The 14,449-nt window shown below is 73.6% G+C and carries 15 protein-coding genes; 12 read left to right on the forward strand and 3 right to left on the reverse strand.

From position 1 onward, the window contains the following. Window positions 1-201 precede the first annotated feature (201 nt). On the reverse strand, window positions 202-1,593 hold the full coding sequence (locus ACFV4F_RS03655; protein WP_380500289.1) for an amidase: 1,392 nt from the start codon (window positions 1,591-1,593) through the stop codon (window positions 202-204). Then, on the reverse strand, window positions 1,580-1,789 hold the full coding sequence (locus tag ACFV4F_RS03660; protein WP_380437759.1) for a hypothetical protein: 210 nt from the start codon (window positions 1,787-1,789) through the stop codon (window positions 1,580-1,582). Before ACFV4F_RS03660 ends, ACFV4F_RS03655 begins: the two co-directional genes overlap by 14 nt. Before the next feature lie 286 nt (window positions 1,790-2,075). On the opposite strand from ACFV4F_RS03660, the gene ACFV4F_RS03665 reads away from it, so the two are divergent. The 3 genes from ACFV4F_RS03665 (at window position 2,076) to ACFV4F_RS03675 (ending at window position 4,106) form a co-directional block, all read left to right on the forward strand. Continuing rightward, a complete protein-coding gene (locus ACFV4F_RS03665; RefSeq protein ID WP_380500290.1) occupies window positions 2,076-2,807 on the forward strand; it encodes a hypothetical protein in 732 nt (243 codons plus the stop codon). Between the two features lie 206 nt (window positions 2,808-3,013). Beyond that, complete coding sequence (locus ACFV4F_RS03670) at window positions 3,014-3,328, forward strand: hypothetical protein (protein ID WP_380437755.1); 315 nt, start codon at window positions 3,014-3,016, stop codon at window positions 3,326-3,328. Window positions 3,329-3,380: 52 nt separating this feature from the next. Next, window positions 3,381-4,106 carry a hypothetical protein gene (locus ACFV4F_RS03675; protein ID WP_380437753.1) on the forward strand — a complete coding sequence of 242 codons (726 nt, stop codon included), beginning with the start codon at window positions 3,381-3,383 and terminating at the stop codon, window positions 4,104-4,106. Between the two features lie 10 nt (window positions 4,107-4,116). Here ACFV4F_RS03675 and ACFV4F_RS03680 read toward each other — a convergent pair whose 3' ends face one another. Beyond that, window positions 4,117-5,022, reverse strand: coding sequence for a LysR family transcriptional regulator (locus ACFV4F_RS03680; protein ID WP_380500291.1), 906 nt, complete (start codon window positions 5,020-5,022; stop codon window positions 4,117-4,119). A 461-nt stretch (window positions 5,023-5,483) separates the two neighbouring features. Between ACFV4F_RS03680 and ACFV4F_RS03685 the strand changes: the two genes are divergently transcribed. The 9 genes from ACFV4F_RS03685 (at window position 5,484) to ACFV4F_RS03725 (ending at window position 14,411) form a co-directional block, all read left to right on the forward strand. Beyond that, window positions 5,484-6,158 (forward strand): DUF4142 domain-containing protein, encoded by a 675-nt coding sequence (locus ACFV4F_RS03685; RefSeq protein ID WP_380500292.1) that lies wholly within the window; start codon window positions 5,484-5,486, stop codon window positions 6,156-6,158. A gap of 80 nt (window positions 6,159-6,238) precedes the next feature. Beyond that, window positions 6,239-7,771 (forward strand): DUF1996 domain-containing protein, encoded by a 1,533-nt coding sequence (locus ACFV4F_RS03690; protein WP_380500293.1) that lies wholly within the window; start codon window positions 6,239-6,241, stop codon window positions 7,769-7,771. 26 nt (window positions 7,772-7,797) lie between these two features. Further along, window positions 7,798-8,733, forward strand: coding sequence for a hypothetical protein (locus tag ACFV4F_RS03695; protein ID WP_380500294.1), 936 nt, complete (start codon window positions 7,798-7,800; stop codon window positions 8,731-8,733). Further along, entirely contained in the window at window positions 8,730-10,163 is a 1,434-nt protein-coding gene (locus tag ACFV4F_RS03700) for an NADH-ubiquinone oxidoreductase-F iron-sulfur binding region domain-containing protein (RefSeq protein ID WP_380500295.1), read from the forward strand. Before ACFV4F_RS03695 ends, ACFV4F_RS03700 begins: the two co-directional genes overlap by 4 nt. Before the next feature lie 113 nt (window positions 10,164-10,276). Next, a complete protein-coding gene (locus ACFV4F_RS03705; protein WP_380500296.1) occupies window positions 10,277-11,332 on the forward strand; it encodes an SCO0930 family lipoprotein in 1,056 nt (351 codons plus the stop codon). A 44-nt stretch (window positions 11,333-11,376) separates the two neighbouring features. Continuing rightward, complete coding sequence (locus ACFV4F_RS03710; RefSeq protein WP_380492984.1) at window positions 11,377-11,817, forward strand: hypothetical protein; 441 nt, start codon at window positions 11,377-11,379, stop codon at window positions 11,815-11,817. A gap of 539 nt (window positions 11,818-12,356) precedes the next feature. Then, window positions 12,357-13,178 carry an RNA polymerase sigma factor gene (locus ACFV4F_RS03715; protein WP_380437739.1) on the forward strand — a complete coding sequence of 274 codons (822 nt, stop codon included), beginning with the start codon at window positions 12,357-12,359 and terminating at the stop codon, window positions 13,176-13,178. A gap of 203 nt (window positions 13,179-13,381) precedes the next feature. Next, window positions 13,382-14,044: a hypothetical protein gene (locus ACFV4F_RS03720; protein WP_380500297.1), complete on the forward strand. Its 663-nt coding sequence runs from the start codon at window positions 13,382-13,384 to the stop codon at window positions 14,042-14,044. After that, on the forward strand, window positions 14,037-14,411 hold the full coding sequence (locus ACFV4F_RS03725) for a hypothetical protein (protein ID WP_380500298.1): 375 nt from the start codon (window positions 14,037-14,039) through the stop codon (window positions 14,409-14,411). The genes ACFV4F_RS03720 and ACFV4F_RS03725 overlap by 8 nt, the downstream gene beginning before the upstream one ends. The last annotated feature ends 38 nt before the right edge of the window (window positions 14,412-14,449 follow it).

A 14,449-nucleotide genomic window follows, 5' to 3' on the forward strand; every position in this document is an offset into this window, starting at 1 on the left:
GGCGCGCGGGCGGCCCGGGCGCCCCCCCCCCGCGCCCCCCCCCCCCGTCGCGCTGTCCCTGCCTGATCCCCCTGAGCCCAAGTGCCCGAGGCCCGAGCGCGCTGTCGGCCGGCGGCGCGTGGGCACCCCTTAAGGCTCAGTGATTGCGTTTAAGGGGTGCCTCGGCGTCGAGCGGAGCTCCGCCCGGTCCGGACGCCGCCCTCAGGACACCGTGGTGAGCCCCCGGACGGGCTGCGTCTGCTCGTAGGCGTGACCGACGCGCAGGAGCGTGCGCTCCCCGAGGGGCCGGCCGAGCAGTTGCAGGCCGATCGGCAGGCCCTCGGCGTCCTGGCCGGCCGGGACGGTCAGGGCGGGCACCCCGGTGATGTTGGCGGGGGCGGAGAGGCGCACGTAGGCGTCGGAGACGCTCTCGACCGTGCCGTCGGGCCAGGTGACCGTCTCCTGGCCGGCCCGCACCGCGGTCGTCGGGACCGTCGGGGCGGCGATCACGTCGACCGTCTCCAGCAGGCCGGCCCATTCCTCCCGCATCATGGTCCGGGCGCGCTGGGCCCGCAGGTAGTCCCCGGCGCTCATCAACTCGCCCGCCTCCAGCAGGATGCGGACGTCCGCCCCGTACAACTCCGGTGCGGTGCGCAGGGTGCGCTCGTGGTAGACGGCGGCCTCCGGCACCATCAGGCCCCACTGGGTGGCCTGGATGTAGCGGGTCATCGGGATGTCGACCTCGACGAGCCGTGCGCCGAGGCCCTCCAGGTGCTCGACGGCGTGCCGGACGGCGGTCTCCACCTGCGGGTCGACGTGGTCGAAGTAGTAGGTGCGCGGCACGCCGACGCGCAGTCCCGTCAGATCCGTGCCCGTGCCGGGCCGGTAGTCCTCGGCGGGCAGGGACAGGGAGGCGGGGTCGCGCGGGTCGTGCCCGGCGAGGGCGGTCAGGACCAGGGCCGCGTCCTCGACGGTGCGGGTGATCGGGCCGACGTGGTCCAGCGACCAGGACAGGGACGTGACGCCGTGACGGGGAACGAGACCGTAGGTCGGCTTGAGGCCGACGACCCCGTTGAGTGCGGCGGGCACCCGGATCGACCCGCCGGTGTCGGTCCCCAGGGCGAAGGTCGCCGCGCCCGACGCGACGGCGACGGCGGACCCGCCGCTGGAGCCGCCGGCGACCCGGCCGTGGTCCCGGGCGTTGCGGGTCTGCGGGGTGGTCAGGCCGAACGCGAACTCGTGCGTGTGGGTCTTGCCGACCAGCACCGCGCCGGCCGCCGTCAACCGGGCGGCGACCGTGCTGTCGGCCGGCGCGCGATGGTCGGCGCGGACCCGGGAGCTGGCCGTGGTGGCCATGCCCGCGACGTCGATCAGGTCCTTGAGCCCCATGGGGATGCCGTGCAACGGCCCCCGGTAGCGGCCCTGGACCGCTTCGCGCTCGGCCTCGCGCGCCGCCCGGCGAGCCTGCTCCGCGGCGACCGTGACGTAGGCGCCGAGGTCGGGCTCCACCTGCTCGATGCGGTCGAGGACCGAGTCCACCAGCTCTACGGGGGACAGCCGGCGCGACCGGATGGCGTCCGCGGCAGCGGTGAGGGAGAGCTCATACGGCTGCATCGGGCCGCCCTCCTTCCGCGCGGTAGGCGCCTGCCGGCGGGGTGTCCCCGAAGTCGAGCTCCCGGAGGGTTGCGACGACGGAGTGGATGTGGTTTGCGGTGGCCGCGACCGCGGCGTGACGGTCGGCGGGCAGCGGCAGCCCGGCACGATCGGCCCAGCGGGCCGCCTCCGGTGGTGTGAGTTCGGCTGCGGGCATGGCGGACGCTCCTCCTGGCCGGGTGGGGCGGCGAAGCGCTCCCACATCAAAAGCTAATGTTTTGCGTTAGTGACTGTAGACCCTCCCGCTGCCTTAAAGCAAACGCGTTGCGTTTGTCGGGCCCTTCCGCTCCGACCGCTGACGGCGGCGGTCCGACAGTCGCCCTGCGAATCCACGGGGCCGGCAGGCCGTCCGGTCACTTTCTGTGGACGGAAATAGTGACGGTGCGTGACCTCGCCCTAGCCGGGACAGGGGTCTGTCGGACCCGTCCGGCATCATTCCTGCCATGACACAGGACTACCGCGTGGTGGTGAGCCACGGTCCGGCGGCGGGCGTGCCGGAGCAAGAGGTCGAGGCCACGTCCGCGGGGGCACTCGGTGAGCTGATCAGCGCGCTGCCGCTCGACGGATCGGTGCGCGTGGAGCGCATCGCGGACTCCGCGCAGTACGCGATCGCCTGCCCGCTGCCGAGCGGCGCGTGTTTCGTCATGCACGACGACGGTCAGGGGCGGTCCGGGGATACCGAGCGCGGCAGCAGCGCCGAGGCGGGCCAGGCTCTCCATGCCTGGGCGGTTCGCGCGAACGCCTGGGAGTGGGCCTTCTCGTGGATGCAGCGGTTCCCCGTCCCGCAGCGCATCCCCATCGCCCACGAGCCGGGCTTCCGGACGGACCTCGCCGGCAGCTGGGACGGAGGCCAATTCCTGGCCGGCTTCTACGACGTCACCTATCTGCACCTCTTCGACCGGGACGGCCGCCACCTGCGCTCGCGGATCGGAGTCGCCGAGGAGGAGGCGGGGCAGGAGGACACGGACGCCGCGATGGCCCGCCTCAGGGAGCTGGTCGACGAACTGCCCGGCCGCTGCTTCGGCGACATCGCCGTCCGTCCGTTCTCCGTCGAACACGGCGGCCACAGCTGGGGGCTGTTCGACAAGACCGAGGCGTACGGCTTCCCGCACGCCGAACTGGAGCCCGACATGCTCGGATTCGGCGCGCCCTGGAACGGACTGTACGACACCTGAAAACCGCTCGACATGGCCGGCGCCGTCCTGGGTGTGACCTTGGGAGGGTAGTGCCGGCGTACCGCCTTCCGGGGGACGGGAAGCGCCGGAGACGGGCCGTTCGAGTGAGGTCCCACGTCTTCGCGCAGCCGAACGGTGAGACTGGCAGCGCTGGAAGCCGGGGGAGCTCACCGTTCAGGCTCACCGTTCAGAAGGAGACGAGTCCTGTGAAGAACTTCCGAAGGGTGCTGGCCACCGGCGCCGCCGCGGTGGCCCTGTGCATCGGATTCCCGGCCAACGCCCAAGCTACGGACGGGACGTTCACCTACATCAGCGACAACCAGGAGCACTACCTGGACAACCCGGGCAACGGCCGGTGCTACGAGCTCGGCGGCGACGTCACCGAGCTGTACAACGACACCGACGCGGAGGCGACCGTGTTCGGCGACGCCGGCTGCCAGGACGCGGTCGACACCGTCGGGCCGGGTGGTGCCAGCGCCGGAGGCGGCGTCGGCTCGGTCCGTTTCACCGCGGCCCGGTAGCCGACGCCGCCCGCGTCGTGGTGCATGATGGCCATGATCACTGGGGGGTGTCATGGCGCTGTTCCCGCAGAAGTGCCCGGTCGGGCCGGACGAGCGGGTCTGGATCGAGGAGTCCATGGCCTGGCTGGCGGCCGAGTTCGGGCGCGGGGTGCTGGAGCGTGCTCCGGTGCTGCCGACCGCCGAGTACTTCCCGGGGCCGTACGCGGGCTCCGACGCCGACATCCGGGGCCTGATCGCCCAGCTCTGCGGGTACCTGGACGTGGCGCCCAACCGGCTGACGATCGAGATCGAGCCGGACGACGGCGAGGGCGCCATGGTCGCCGGCCTCGGGCTCGCCCACAGGTCGCGCTCGGCCGCCGGGCACTACCGGCGGGAGAACGGGCGGCCGGTGATCGCCGTCGCGCAGCGCCAGGCCGCCCGTCCGGTCGCGCTGGTCGCCACCATCGCGCACGAGCTGGGGCACGTCCGCCTCCTCGACGAGCGGCGCGTCTCCACCGAACGGCGCGACCACGAGCCGCTCACCGACCTGCTGACGGTGCACTTCGGCCTCGGCGTCTTCACGGCCAACTCCGCGTTCGACTTCCGGCAGGGCAAGCAGGGCTGGTCGTCCTCGCGGCTCGGCTACCTGAGCGAGCGGATGCTCGGCTACGCCCTGGCCTGCTACGCCTACCGGCGCGGCGAGAGCAAGCCCGCCTGGGCCCGGCATCTGGACACCAACCCGCGGGCCTACCTCAAGCAGGGCCTCCGCTACCTGCAGCGGAATCCGCCGCGCGTGTGATCGAGGGGGATCACGCCTCCGCGGTCGCCCGAGCAGCGCTGTCCCGCAGGACCAGCAACAGCATCTGCTCGTACGCGGTGAGGGGCCGGGCCAGGGTCGAGCCGGCCGTCACGGTCCGGTGCCCGGGCGCCGGGTGGATCCGCAGTTCGGCCAGGACACCGTGCCGGAGCTCCAGTCGGACGGACCGGCGCGCCACCAGCCCGACCCCCAGGCCGATCCGTACGGCCTCCTTGATGCCCTCGGTGCCCCAGAGGTCCAGCGTCCGGGCGCCGGACAGTTCCCAGGCGTGCAGGAGGTCCGTCAGCTGACGGCGGGTGTCCGAGCCGGCCTCGCGCAGCAGGAACGTTTCGTCCGCCAGGTCGGCGGGCGTGACGTCCCGTCCGGCCAGCGGATGACCGGCCGGGCAGGCGAGCAGCATGTCGTCGTCGGCGAGGCGCTCCGACCGGTAGCGCCCGGGAGGCAGCGGGCCGCCGCTCAGCGCGACGCCGATCCGGCCCTCCTCCAGTGCGGTCGCCAGCCGGTCGGCGCCGTCGACGACGAGGCCGAAGCGCACCTCGGGCGCCCGGTGCCGCAGTTCGAGCAGGACGGACGGCAGGAAGTGCGCGGCGATGGTGCTCGTGCTGCCGATCACCAGCGGGTCCTCCAACAGGAGTGCCGCGGCCTGGACGGCCGCGACGGCTTGGTCGGCGAGCGCGAGCACCTCCTTGGACTGCGCGAGCAGGACCTCACCGGCCAGCGTCGGGCGGATCTTCGGGCCGGACCGGTCGACCAGCTGGGTGCGCAGGGCTATTTCCAGGTTCTGCACCTGTTTCGAGACGGACGACTGGCTCAGGAACAGGACCTGGCTCGCCGCCGAGAAGCCGCCGCATTCGATGACCTTGGCGAACACCGCCAGTTGATTGAGGTTCAGTCGCACATGGCCTCGCTCGCGTCCGGACGGAAAGGGGGGACACCAGGGCCGGTGCGGCGCCCTGGGGTACCGACCGGTACGGCAATCTACCGCCTCCCGGGCCCCGCGCCACAGTGGCCTTCCGCACATGGTTCGCACATGCTGACGGATTGTCGAACAAGCGTCGGGAATGGCGCTCCGGTGCGGCGTCCCGGCGCGCTCTGGGTAAAGGATGAGCAAAGTCGCGGGACGGATCCCCGGGTTCGGCCTCTTTCCACGGTGACCGGCCCGCAAGCGGCCGGTGGTTCCCGGGAGGTTCCGCGGTGCGGTCGCCGCCGAACCGTCCGCCCGGTGACGGTGAACGGAATCCCGGCGCGATGAGGAAGCCGATGTCATCTTCGAGGAAGAAACGCGAACCCGGAACGGCGGTTTACGGAATACCCGGGGCGACCAGACTTCCGCGGTGGTTCGCCACCCTGCTCGTGATCGTGGCCGTGCTGTTCACGGGCACGGCCCTGGCGGTTCCGATCGTGCGATCGGCGGGCTCGTACCGCACCGCTGCGCGGGCGGACCCGTCCCCGGTCGCGGTGGCGACCCTGCAGACGGCGTCCGGGCCGCTGACACCGCTCGACCGGGACTTCGTCAAACGGGTCCGGCTGGCCGGGCTGTGGGAGATCCCCGCAGGCCGGATGGCCGTCGCCAAGGGCGGCACGCCCGAGGTCAGGACCGCGGGACAGCACCTGATCGACGGGCACACGGATCTGGACCGGGCCGTGGTGGACGTCGCCAGGACCCTCGGCCTGGGCCTGCCCGACGAGCCCTCCGACCAGCAGAAGGCGTGGCTGAAACAGCTGGACGACGCCCAGGGGCCCGATTTCGACCGGCTGTTCGCGAACATCGTGCGCAACGCCCACGGCCAGGTCTTCGCGGTGGTCGCCCAGGTGCGCGCCGGGACCCAGAATTCCACCGTCCGCGATCTCGCGACCACGGCGAATTCCACCGTGCTCGACCACATGACGGTCCTGGAGAACACCGGGCTGGTGAAATTCGGCGACCTTTCCGGACCGCCGTCCGGCACGTCCGCTCCGAGTCAGGGCCCGAGCCAGGGCCCGAGCCAGGGCCCGAGCCCGGCGCCGAGTTCCGGGCCGGCGACGCAGCACTAGAAACCCTGCCCGGACACCGCGGCAGCACAAGGCTTTCCACGGCCTGCCAGGCAGGCCCGATCCCGTTTCGAGGATGCGACATGAGGATTCACAAACGCGGCAAGGCCAGGCGGAAGGCGTTCGCCCTCCTGCTGGCCGGGATATTGGCGGTCACCGGCGCCTCGGCGCTCGCGGCGGCCGCGTTCGCCGGGCAGCGGCCGTCGCGGTCGCAGGGGGCCGCTGCCCAGCAGGCCGGGGCCCGGCCGGGCACGGTCGCCTGCGCGGACGTCGGCACGGCCCTGGCCTCGGTGCCGGAGAGCGCGCAGCAGGACGTCGACCAGGACCTCGCCGACCTCGACGTCCAGGTGGCGGACGCGTACCGCAGCCTCGCCGAGCCGGGCTCCGGCGGCGGTGAGCAGCAGGTCATGGGCGAGCTGGCCGGGAAGCGGACGGCGACCCTGCAGAAGCTCGTCGCGAGCGCGGGCCCGGACTCCGGCCTGCCCGAGGACGTCTCCGGACTGGCGACCTGCGCGATCCGGCGCGACCTGGTGGTCGATTCCTCCGCACAGGACTACGCCCCCGACGGCGGGAGCGGCGACGGCGGGCAGAACGGCGCGGCCGGACAGAACGGCGTCACCGGGCAGAACGGCGCGGCCGGACAGAACGGCGTCACCGGGCAGAACGGCGCGGCCGGACAGAACGGCGTCACCGGGCAGAACGGCGCGGCCGGGCCGAGGAACCTGTCGAGCGGCGGACGGTCCGCCCTGGGGCGCGGTTTCGTCGACATCAGGACCGTCACCCCGAACACCGCCAGGCCCACCCGCACCGGGCCGGCCACCGGCACCTTCACCTCGCAGTGCGGGCTCAACGAGAACCGCCACCTCAACCCCGACAACGTGATCGTGGCCCCCGGTGTCAGCAACGGCGCCCACCACATGCACGACTACGTCGGGAACCTCGTCACGGACGCGTTCTCCACCAACGGCAGGCTCGCCAACGCCGGCACCACCTGCTCCAACGGGGACCAGTCGGCCTACTACTGGCCGGTGCTGCGGGTCCTCGACGGTCAGGCGGAGAAGGACGCGAGGGCGCCGGGCGGCGGGAAGGACCGCAACGTCGGACGCATCCTCCAGCCCGCCGAGGTCGGGATCACGTACGACTCCGCCGCCGGGAACAGGGTCCAGCCGATGACCCGCTTCCTGCGGATCATCACCGGCGACGCCAAGGCGCTCACCAACGGCCCGGCCAACGCCCACGCCTCGTGGAGCTGCACCGGCTTCGAGGACCGCCAGCTCGCCGACAAGTACCCGATCTGCCCGGACGGCAGCCGGGTCGTCCGGACCCTGAAGTTCCCCGACTGCTGGGACGGCCGGAACACCGACAGCGCCAACCACCGCACCCACACCGCCTTTTCGCGGGCGGACGGCAGCTGCCCGCGGAACTTCCGGGCGATCCCCCGGCTGACCCAGCGCATCGCCTACGACGTGCCGACCGGCGTGCGCTTCGCCGTCGACACCTTCCCCGAGCAGCTCCACAACCCGATCACGGACCACGGGGACTTCATCAACGTGATGTCCCGGGACCTGCTGGACCAGATGGCGACCTGCATCAACGAGGGGCGTCGCTGCGGATGACCCACACCAGCCCGGAGGGCTCAGCAATGTCGACGGAGGACGGCCGCCTGGCCTGGCACTCGGCCGCCGGACCGGCGCCGGTGGGCCGGCCGCGCCGGGCGGGGCACGCGGGCCGCTCGGGCCACGCGAGCCGCACGGGCCGCGCCGACCGGACGCGCCAGGCGCGCCGCGCCGCCGTCGGGGAGCGGACGCCGGACGGGACCGCCGAAGGCCGGCCCGAGCCCGGTGGCCCGGTCACGCACCGGGCGTGGCGGTTCCTCCCGCTGCTGGCGGTGGGGCTCGGCCTGACGGCCGTGATGGTGAACGGCGCGCTGCAGGCGTTCCTCGGCGTGGCCGCCGGGGTCATCACCCTGGTGTCCTTCACCTCCGCCGTCCTGTGGGGGCTCACGGCGACGGACCGGCTGCTGCTGTACCCGGTCCACCGGCTGGCCGCCCAGACGATCCACCGGGCGATGGGCGTCGCCGGCGTCGTGTTCCTCGTCCTGCACGTGTGGATGAACCTGATCCAGGACCGGATCGGCGCGCTCGCGGCCTTCGTCCCGTTCGCCGACCCGCACCGGCCGGTGGTCCTGGGCCTGGGGGCCCTGGCCGGCTACCTGCTGCTGGCCGTCGCCCTCGCCGGGGCCGCCCGCGGGCTGCTGGCCAGGACCGGTGCGGCGCGCCGGTGGCGGATCGTCCACATGTGCGCCTACCCGGCGTGGGGCGCCGCGCTCTACCACGGACTGCACGCGGGCCGGCTGCCCGCCTCGTGGGTCTCCGTCCTCTACGGGGTGGCCGTGGTGGGCGTGATCATCGCCCTCGGGCTGCGGCTGGTCTTCCGGGACGGCGGCAGCAAGCGCAGGCCCGGCGCACCCGTCCGTCCGCTCGGTCCCCTCCGTCCGGGCGGCCCCGGCCGGACGGAGGGGGCGGCGGGCCGACCGCAGGGCGGCGCCGGCGCCGGACGGCGGTGGCGGGACGGATGAGCGGCGCACCGATCGCCTGGCTCGGCCGGCCGGTCCTGTTCGCGGGCCTGGAGCGGGACGAGCGCCTGGACCACCGCGCCCACCTGGTCGTCCACGGCGGGATGCCCGCGCTGCCGGCCGACGAGCTGGCCGACCTCGCCGAGAACGTCGACCTGCGCGGACGGGGCGGGGCCGGCTTCCCGTTCGCCCGCAAGCTCCGGGCCGTCGTCAAGGCCGCCGCCCGCCGCCGCACCCGTCCGGTCGTGGTCGTCAACGGCACGGAAGGAGAACCGAGTTGCCTGAAGGACGCCGCGCTCCTGCTGCGCACGCCCCACCTCGTCCTGGACGGGGCGCTGCTGGCGGCCGAGGCCCTGGACGCGGAGCAGGTGACGGTCGGCGTCACCCGGCCCGACACCGAGCAGTCGCTGCGCAGGGCGCTGGCCGAGCGGCGGACCACCCGGCTGCCGGTCTCCGTCGCCCGGCTCCCCGAGCGGTTCGTCTCGGGGGAGGGGAGCGCGCTGGCCCGCGGCATCACCAGCGGGATCGCCCTCCCGCGCGGCGGCGGCGTCCGGACCAGCGACAGCGGCGTCAGGGGAGTGCCGACCCTGCTGTCCAACGCCGAGACCTACGCGCAGCTCGCGGTCGCGGCCCGCCTCGGGGCGCTGCCGTACCGCGAGGTCGGCATGCCGTCGGAGCCCGGGACGGTCCTGCTGACCCTCGCCGGCTCCCGGGTGGTGGAGACGCCCACCGGCGTCCCGCTCGGCGAGCTGCTCGCGATGTTCGGCCTGGACGTCGGGCAGGGCGTCCTGACCGGCGGTTACCACGGCACGTGGCTGACCCCGGTGGCCGCCGCCGCGGCCGAGGTGTCGCGCGAGTCGCTCCGGAGCCTCGGCGGGGCCCTGGGCGCCGGCGCGATCCTGCCGCTGCCGCACACGACCTGCCCGCTGGGCGAGGCGCTCCGGGTCGCCCGCTGGCTGGCCGACGAGACGGCCGGCCAGTGCGGGCCGTGCTACCTCGGGCTGCCCGCGCTGGTCAGAGCACTGGAGGAGGTGGTGCGGGGCGGCCGGGCCGCCCTGGACGCGGTCGAGACCCGGATGCGGGCGGTCACCGGACGGGGGGCGTGCAGTCACCCCGACGCCGCCTCCCGGTTCGTGGCCTCGGCCCTGGAGGTCTTCGACGAGGACCTCCAACTGCACACACACCGGTACGGCTGCGGCCGCCCCGTCCAGGGTGTGCTCCCGATGCCGGCCGTGGAGAGCGCCGGAAGCATCGTCGTGGACTGGACGCTCTGCGAGGCCCACGGGCTGTGCACGAGTGTCCTGCCCGAGGTCATCAGCCTGGAGGCGGACGGATTCCCCGCCGCCGGCGTGATGCCCGTCCCGCCGCAGCTGCTGCAGCAGGCGGCCAGGGCGGTCGACCGGTGTCCCGCGCTGGCGCTGCGGATCCAGTGAGCCGCCGCCGGGCCCGAGGCCCGCGTGCGCCTCCGCCACTCCCGGACCCATGCGCTCCGGGCTCGCAATTCCCCGAAACACCAGGCTCCACCGATGGAAAGGCAAGGAATACCTTGACGACGACAACGAAGCGGTACGGCCTGGTGGCGCTCTGCCTCCTCCTGGCCGGCCTCGTGCTCATGGCGGCCTTCGGGAACGGCAGCGGCAACGCCTACCCGTCCGCCGGGCCCACCGACCCCGGGCAGCTGGCCGGTGCGACGGCGCCGGCTCCGGCCGGGGCCTACGGCTCCTACGGCGACTACGGGGCGTCCGCCTCCGCCTCGCCCTCGTCGGCCGGCAGCGGCTCGCCCGGCGGGCAGTTGGCCGTCCGGGTGGACGAGAAGCTGGGCTCCGTCCTGACGGACGGCCAGGGCTTCACGCTCTACCGGTTCGACAAGGACTCGGCCAGGCCGCCGATGTCGAACTGCTCCGGGGGGTGTGCCACCACCTGGCCGCCCGTCATCAAGGACGGGAGCACCATGGCCGGCACCGGCATCGACTCGGCCAAGCTGGGTGAGATCGTCCGGGCCGACGGCACGCACCAGCTGACGGTCGGCGGCTGGCCGGCCTACCGCTACGCGCAGGACACCGCGCCCGGCGACACCAAGGGCGAGGGCGTGGGCGGCACGTGGCACGCCCTGGCGCCGGACGGGTCGAAGGCCACCGGCGCGGGTGCTCAGGCGACCCCGTCGGCGACGGCCACGGCCACGACGGCGCCCACCGCCACCGCCGCCCCGATGCCGCAGCCGACCCAGCAGCCCCCGGCCGGACTGCAGCTCTCGATCTTCGCCCACCCGCAGCTCGGCCCGATCATGGTGGACGCCAACGGCCGTACCCTGTACCACTTCGGGAAGGACACCGCCTGGCCCATGCGCTCCAACTGCGAGGGTGACTGCCTGAAGACGTGGATGCCCGCGGCGCCCGTGGACCCGGCCAAGATCCAGGGTGTGGACCCGAAGCTCGTCGGCAAGATGCAGCGCCCGGACGGCACCTGGCAGCTGAGCATCAACTGCACGCCCGCGTACGTCTACTCGGGCGACAAGGGCTACGGCGACGCCCTCGGCAACGGCATGGCCGGGGGCCTCTGGACGGCCATCAACCCGCAGGGCAAGCCGGCGACGGGCAAGTGAGGATCCCGGGCGTCGCCCTCGGGCCGGCCGGGAACAGCCGGCGCGTGCGCACCGCGCTCCAGTGGGCCGCGCTGATCCTCCTGCTCGCGCTCGGGTCCGTCGAACTCCTCTGGGGCAACGGCGGGTTGGCCGGAGCCGCGCAGACGGTGCCGTCGGCGCCGACGGCCGGCCCCGGCGGGAACTCCGTGGAGGCCCTGGCCCGGCGGATCGGCTGCACGGCCGAGATCACCACCGATGCGGCGGACCTGCGCCAGGGCCTGTGCACCTCCGGTGACGAGGAGATCTGGATCGCCACCTTCCCGACGCCGCGCGCCAAGGACGCCTGGATCGAGGAGGCCAAGGCGTACGGGGGTTCGTACCTCGTGGGCGACGCGTGGGTGGTCGTGCTGTCCGACACCACCGCGGACCTCCTGCACGGGCTGCTCGGCGGTACGGTCGTCGACGGCGCCGACCACACCGGGCACGCACACACGGGAGGTGGGTGACCGACGACAACAGCGAACGACAGGGCGAGGGTTCCCACCGGTGTCGGGCCGGTGGGGACCCTCGCCCCGTTGTTCACCGGTTCGACACGTGTGCCAAGTCGAAGTCGGCGCACGACAACTGGCACAGTGTCATGAATCCGTCGGGGCAGGCCCGTTCACTCATGCGAATGCCGTATGACCTTTTCTGTTATCCGTGGCCGCCGCGCTTGACGAGACCTCGCCACGGTGCCGGGGAGCGCCGCCGCGCGTCATCGGGGCGGCTCCGGCGCCACCCCGGGCGCGTCCGTCGCCCCGCACACGGATTTCCCCCATTCGGATCCGGAATCACCGGCCGCGCGGAGGTTTTCGGACAGTTGCCCGGAAACCCGTGGGACTGGTGTGCTGTGGCCCTTCCCGCCACACCGTCCCGACGGCCCCGGCACCGGACCGCCGTCGCGTCCTTCGTCCGGGCGGTTCCCCCGTGCGGGCCCCTGCTGCCGCCACACCGGCCGGGCCCGCGGAATCCCCGCCGGACGAAGGCCACAGCCGAGGAGGACCAGGTGACCCTGCTGACCAGCACCCGCGAACCGGGACTGAGCGACCTGAGCGACGCCGAACTCGCGGAGGTGCTCACCGCGCCGGCCCCGGCCGGCGGTTCGCGCATCAGGGAAGTCATGGCCGAGGTGTTCACCCGGCACCACGGCGCCGTGCTCGCCTACGCCCGCCGCTTCTGCCGCGACCAGCAGACGGCCCAGGACCTCGCCGCCGAGGCCTACGCCAGCACCTACCAGTCCGTGGCCCGCGGCCGCGGCCCGCGCCACGCCTGGCGCCCCTACCTCCAGGCCTGCGTCCGGCGCACCGCCATGGAGTGGAGCGCCCAGACCCGGGACCGCATCGTCCTGGCCGCCGACTTCCACACGTGGGCGGAGTGCCTGGCCGACGAGGCCGGGACCGACGACGCGCTGCTCGCGGCCGAGGAGACGGCCCTGATAGCCGGCGCCTACCGCGCCCTGCCCGAGCGGTGGCAGGTGCTGCTGTGGTTCTTCGTCGTGGAGGGCGAGTCGGCCGCCACCGTCGCCCAGCGGATGAGCATGACCCCGAGCGGTGTGCGCTCCCTCGCGGCCCGCGCCCGCGCGGGACTGCGCGAGGCCTACCTGAGCGCGCACGAGGGCGAGGGGGCCGGGAAGGAGTGCCGGTACTTCACGTCGGTGCTGACCGGCGACGCCCGCCGGCCGGGCCGCCGCCGGGGCCGCGAGCTGGCCCGCCACCTGCGCGAGTGCCCCGGCTGCGGACGGGTCGCCGAACAGTTCCGCCGCGCCAACTCCAGCCTCGGGACGTCGACCCTGGTGCCGCTCCGGGCCGTGCCGGTGAGCGCGCGCTGAGCCCGGTGCAGGCACGTCGCCGCCAGGAGGCCCGAGGAGGCCGGCGGCACCCCCGGGGCCCGCAAAAGGAGTGTGAGGCCACTCGCCGCGCGTGTTGTACTTGGCGCATGGGGGGTGACGACGGCCGGATGCGCTTGCGGGTGACGAGCCATCCCGTCGCCGCTCCCGGAACCCGGCTCAGCCGGATCCTGAGCGCCGGTCCGATGCTCCGCAACACGTGCGTGTACCCGCCCGACCACCAGGTCGGGTACCTGAACGCGAGCCGCGCCGATCTGCTCCGGCTCGGCGCCCTGTTCCGCGTCGCCGCGACGAGTCCGCACAGCGCGGTGCACGTCCCGGTCCCGCCGGATGCCCGACCGATGACCTTCGGGGACCGCGACACCCGTCCGCTGCCGGTGCTCCTGGCTCGTGATGACACCGAACTGCGGCCCTCCGACTGGCCCGATCTACGGCGCCGGATGCGTCGCGCCCCGGTGCCCTTGAGCGTGACCGCCCCGGCGGCGCGACCTCCAGACCGCCCCGACGACGTCCGCCGCCGGGCCGATCGTCACCCCGCCCGCTTCACCGAGCACGCCGCGACGATCGTCATCACCGCCCGTGCGGAACTCCTGTTCTGGATGGGCGACTGGCTCACCGCCGTCGGCGACCGCGTGGCCCGGGACAGCCGCGTCCACCAGCACGGCGAGAGCCTCCTCGGCGACATGGTCGGCTTCTTCGACCCCGAGGGCACGAACCGGCCCATGCACGCGTTCTGCGTGGTCGCCGTCGAGCCGATCTTCCACCGGGCCCGCTGGCGGGAGCAGGCGACCCACGGAAGTGACCGCGGCGAACCCGTCGGCGGTGGGCGACAATCGTCGGGTGACTGAAGCCGGCGTCGTCCACGTCTTCCTCTCCCGCGGTCGGTTTCCGTCGTTCGAGGACATCCGCGAGTACGTCGACCCGGAGTGGTCGGAGAACGAGGGCGCGACGCCGTCCGCCTTCATGGCGGAGGCCGGCATCGCCGAACTCGAACCGATGTGCGTCGAAGCCGTTCACGCCCGGGACGAGGGCCACTGCGCGCCCGTCGTGCCCGAGGTGCTCCTGCGCGGGGCCTCGTACGCCGACCAGTGGCTGTCACAGGTGGAGTCCACCGAGCCGGCCGACGCCGCGATCTGCGTCTTCGCCCCCAACGTCGTCACCACCCCGCACGGCACCGCTCTGCACTACCTCGGCCGGTTCACGTACCGGGCCTGAACACCTCCCGGGCGTGCTGTCGTTCAGGTGCACCAGAA

It is taken from the genome of Kitasatospora sp. NPDC059722, from assembly GCF_042733235.1.
Lineage (GTDB): Bacteria > Actinomycetota > Actinomycetes > Streptomycetales > Streptomycetaceae > Kitasatospora.

Excerpts from the sequence above, each read along its gene's own strand:
- ACFV4F_RS03675 (WP_380437753.1), top strand. The coding sequence starts at position 3,381 with ATGGCGCTGTTCCCGCAGAAGTGCCCGGTCGGGCCGGACGAGCGGGTC.
- ACFV4F_RS03695 (WP_380500294.1), top strand. The coding sequence starts at position 7,798 with ATGTCGACGGAGGACGGCCGCCTGGCCTGGCACTCGGCCGCCGGACCG.
- ACFV4F_RS03665 (WP_380500290.1), top strand. The coding sequence starts at position 2,076 with ATGACACAGGACTACCGCGTGGTGGTGAGCCACGGTCCGGCGGCGGGC.
- ACFV4F_RS03660 (WP_380437759.1), bottom strand. The coding sequence starts at position 1,789 with ATGCCCGCAGCCGAACTCACACCACCGGAGGCGGCCCGCTGGGCCGAT.
- ACFV4F_RS03655 (WP_380500289.1), bottom strand. The coding sequence starts at position 1,593 with ATGCAGCCGTATGAGCTCTCCCTCACCGCTGCCGCGGACGCCATCCGG.
- ACFV4F_RS03690 (WP_380500293.1), top strand. The coding sequence starts at position 6,239 with ATGAGGATTCACAAACGCGGCAAGGCCAGGCGGAAGGCGTTCGCCCTC.
- ACFV4F_RS03700 (WP_380500295.1), top strand. The coding sequence starts at position 8,730 with ATGAGCGGCGCACCGATCGCCTGGCTCGGCCGGCCGGTCCTGTTCGCG.
- ACFV4F_RS03720 (WP_380500297.1), top strand. The coding sequence starts at position 13,382 with ATGCTCCGCAACACGTGCGTGTACCCGCCCGACCACCAGGTCGGGTAC.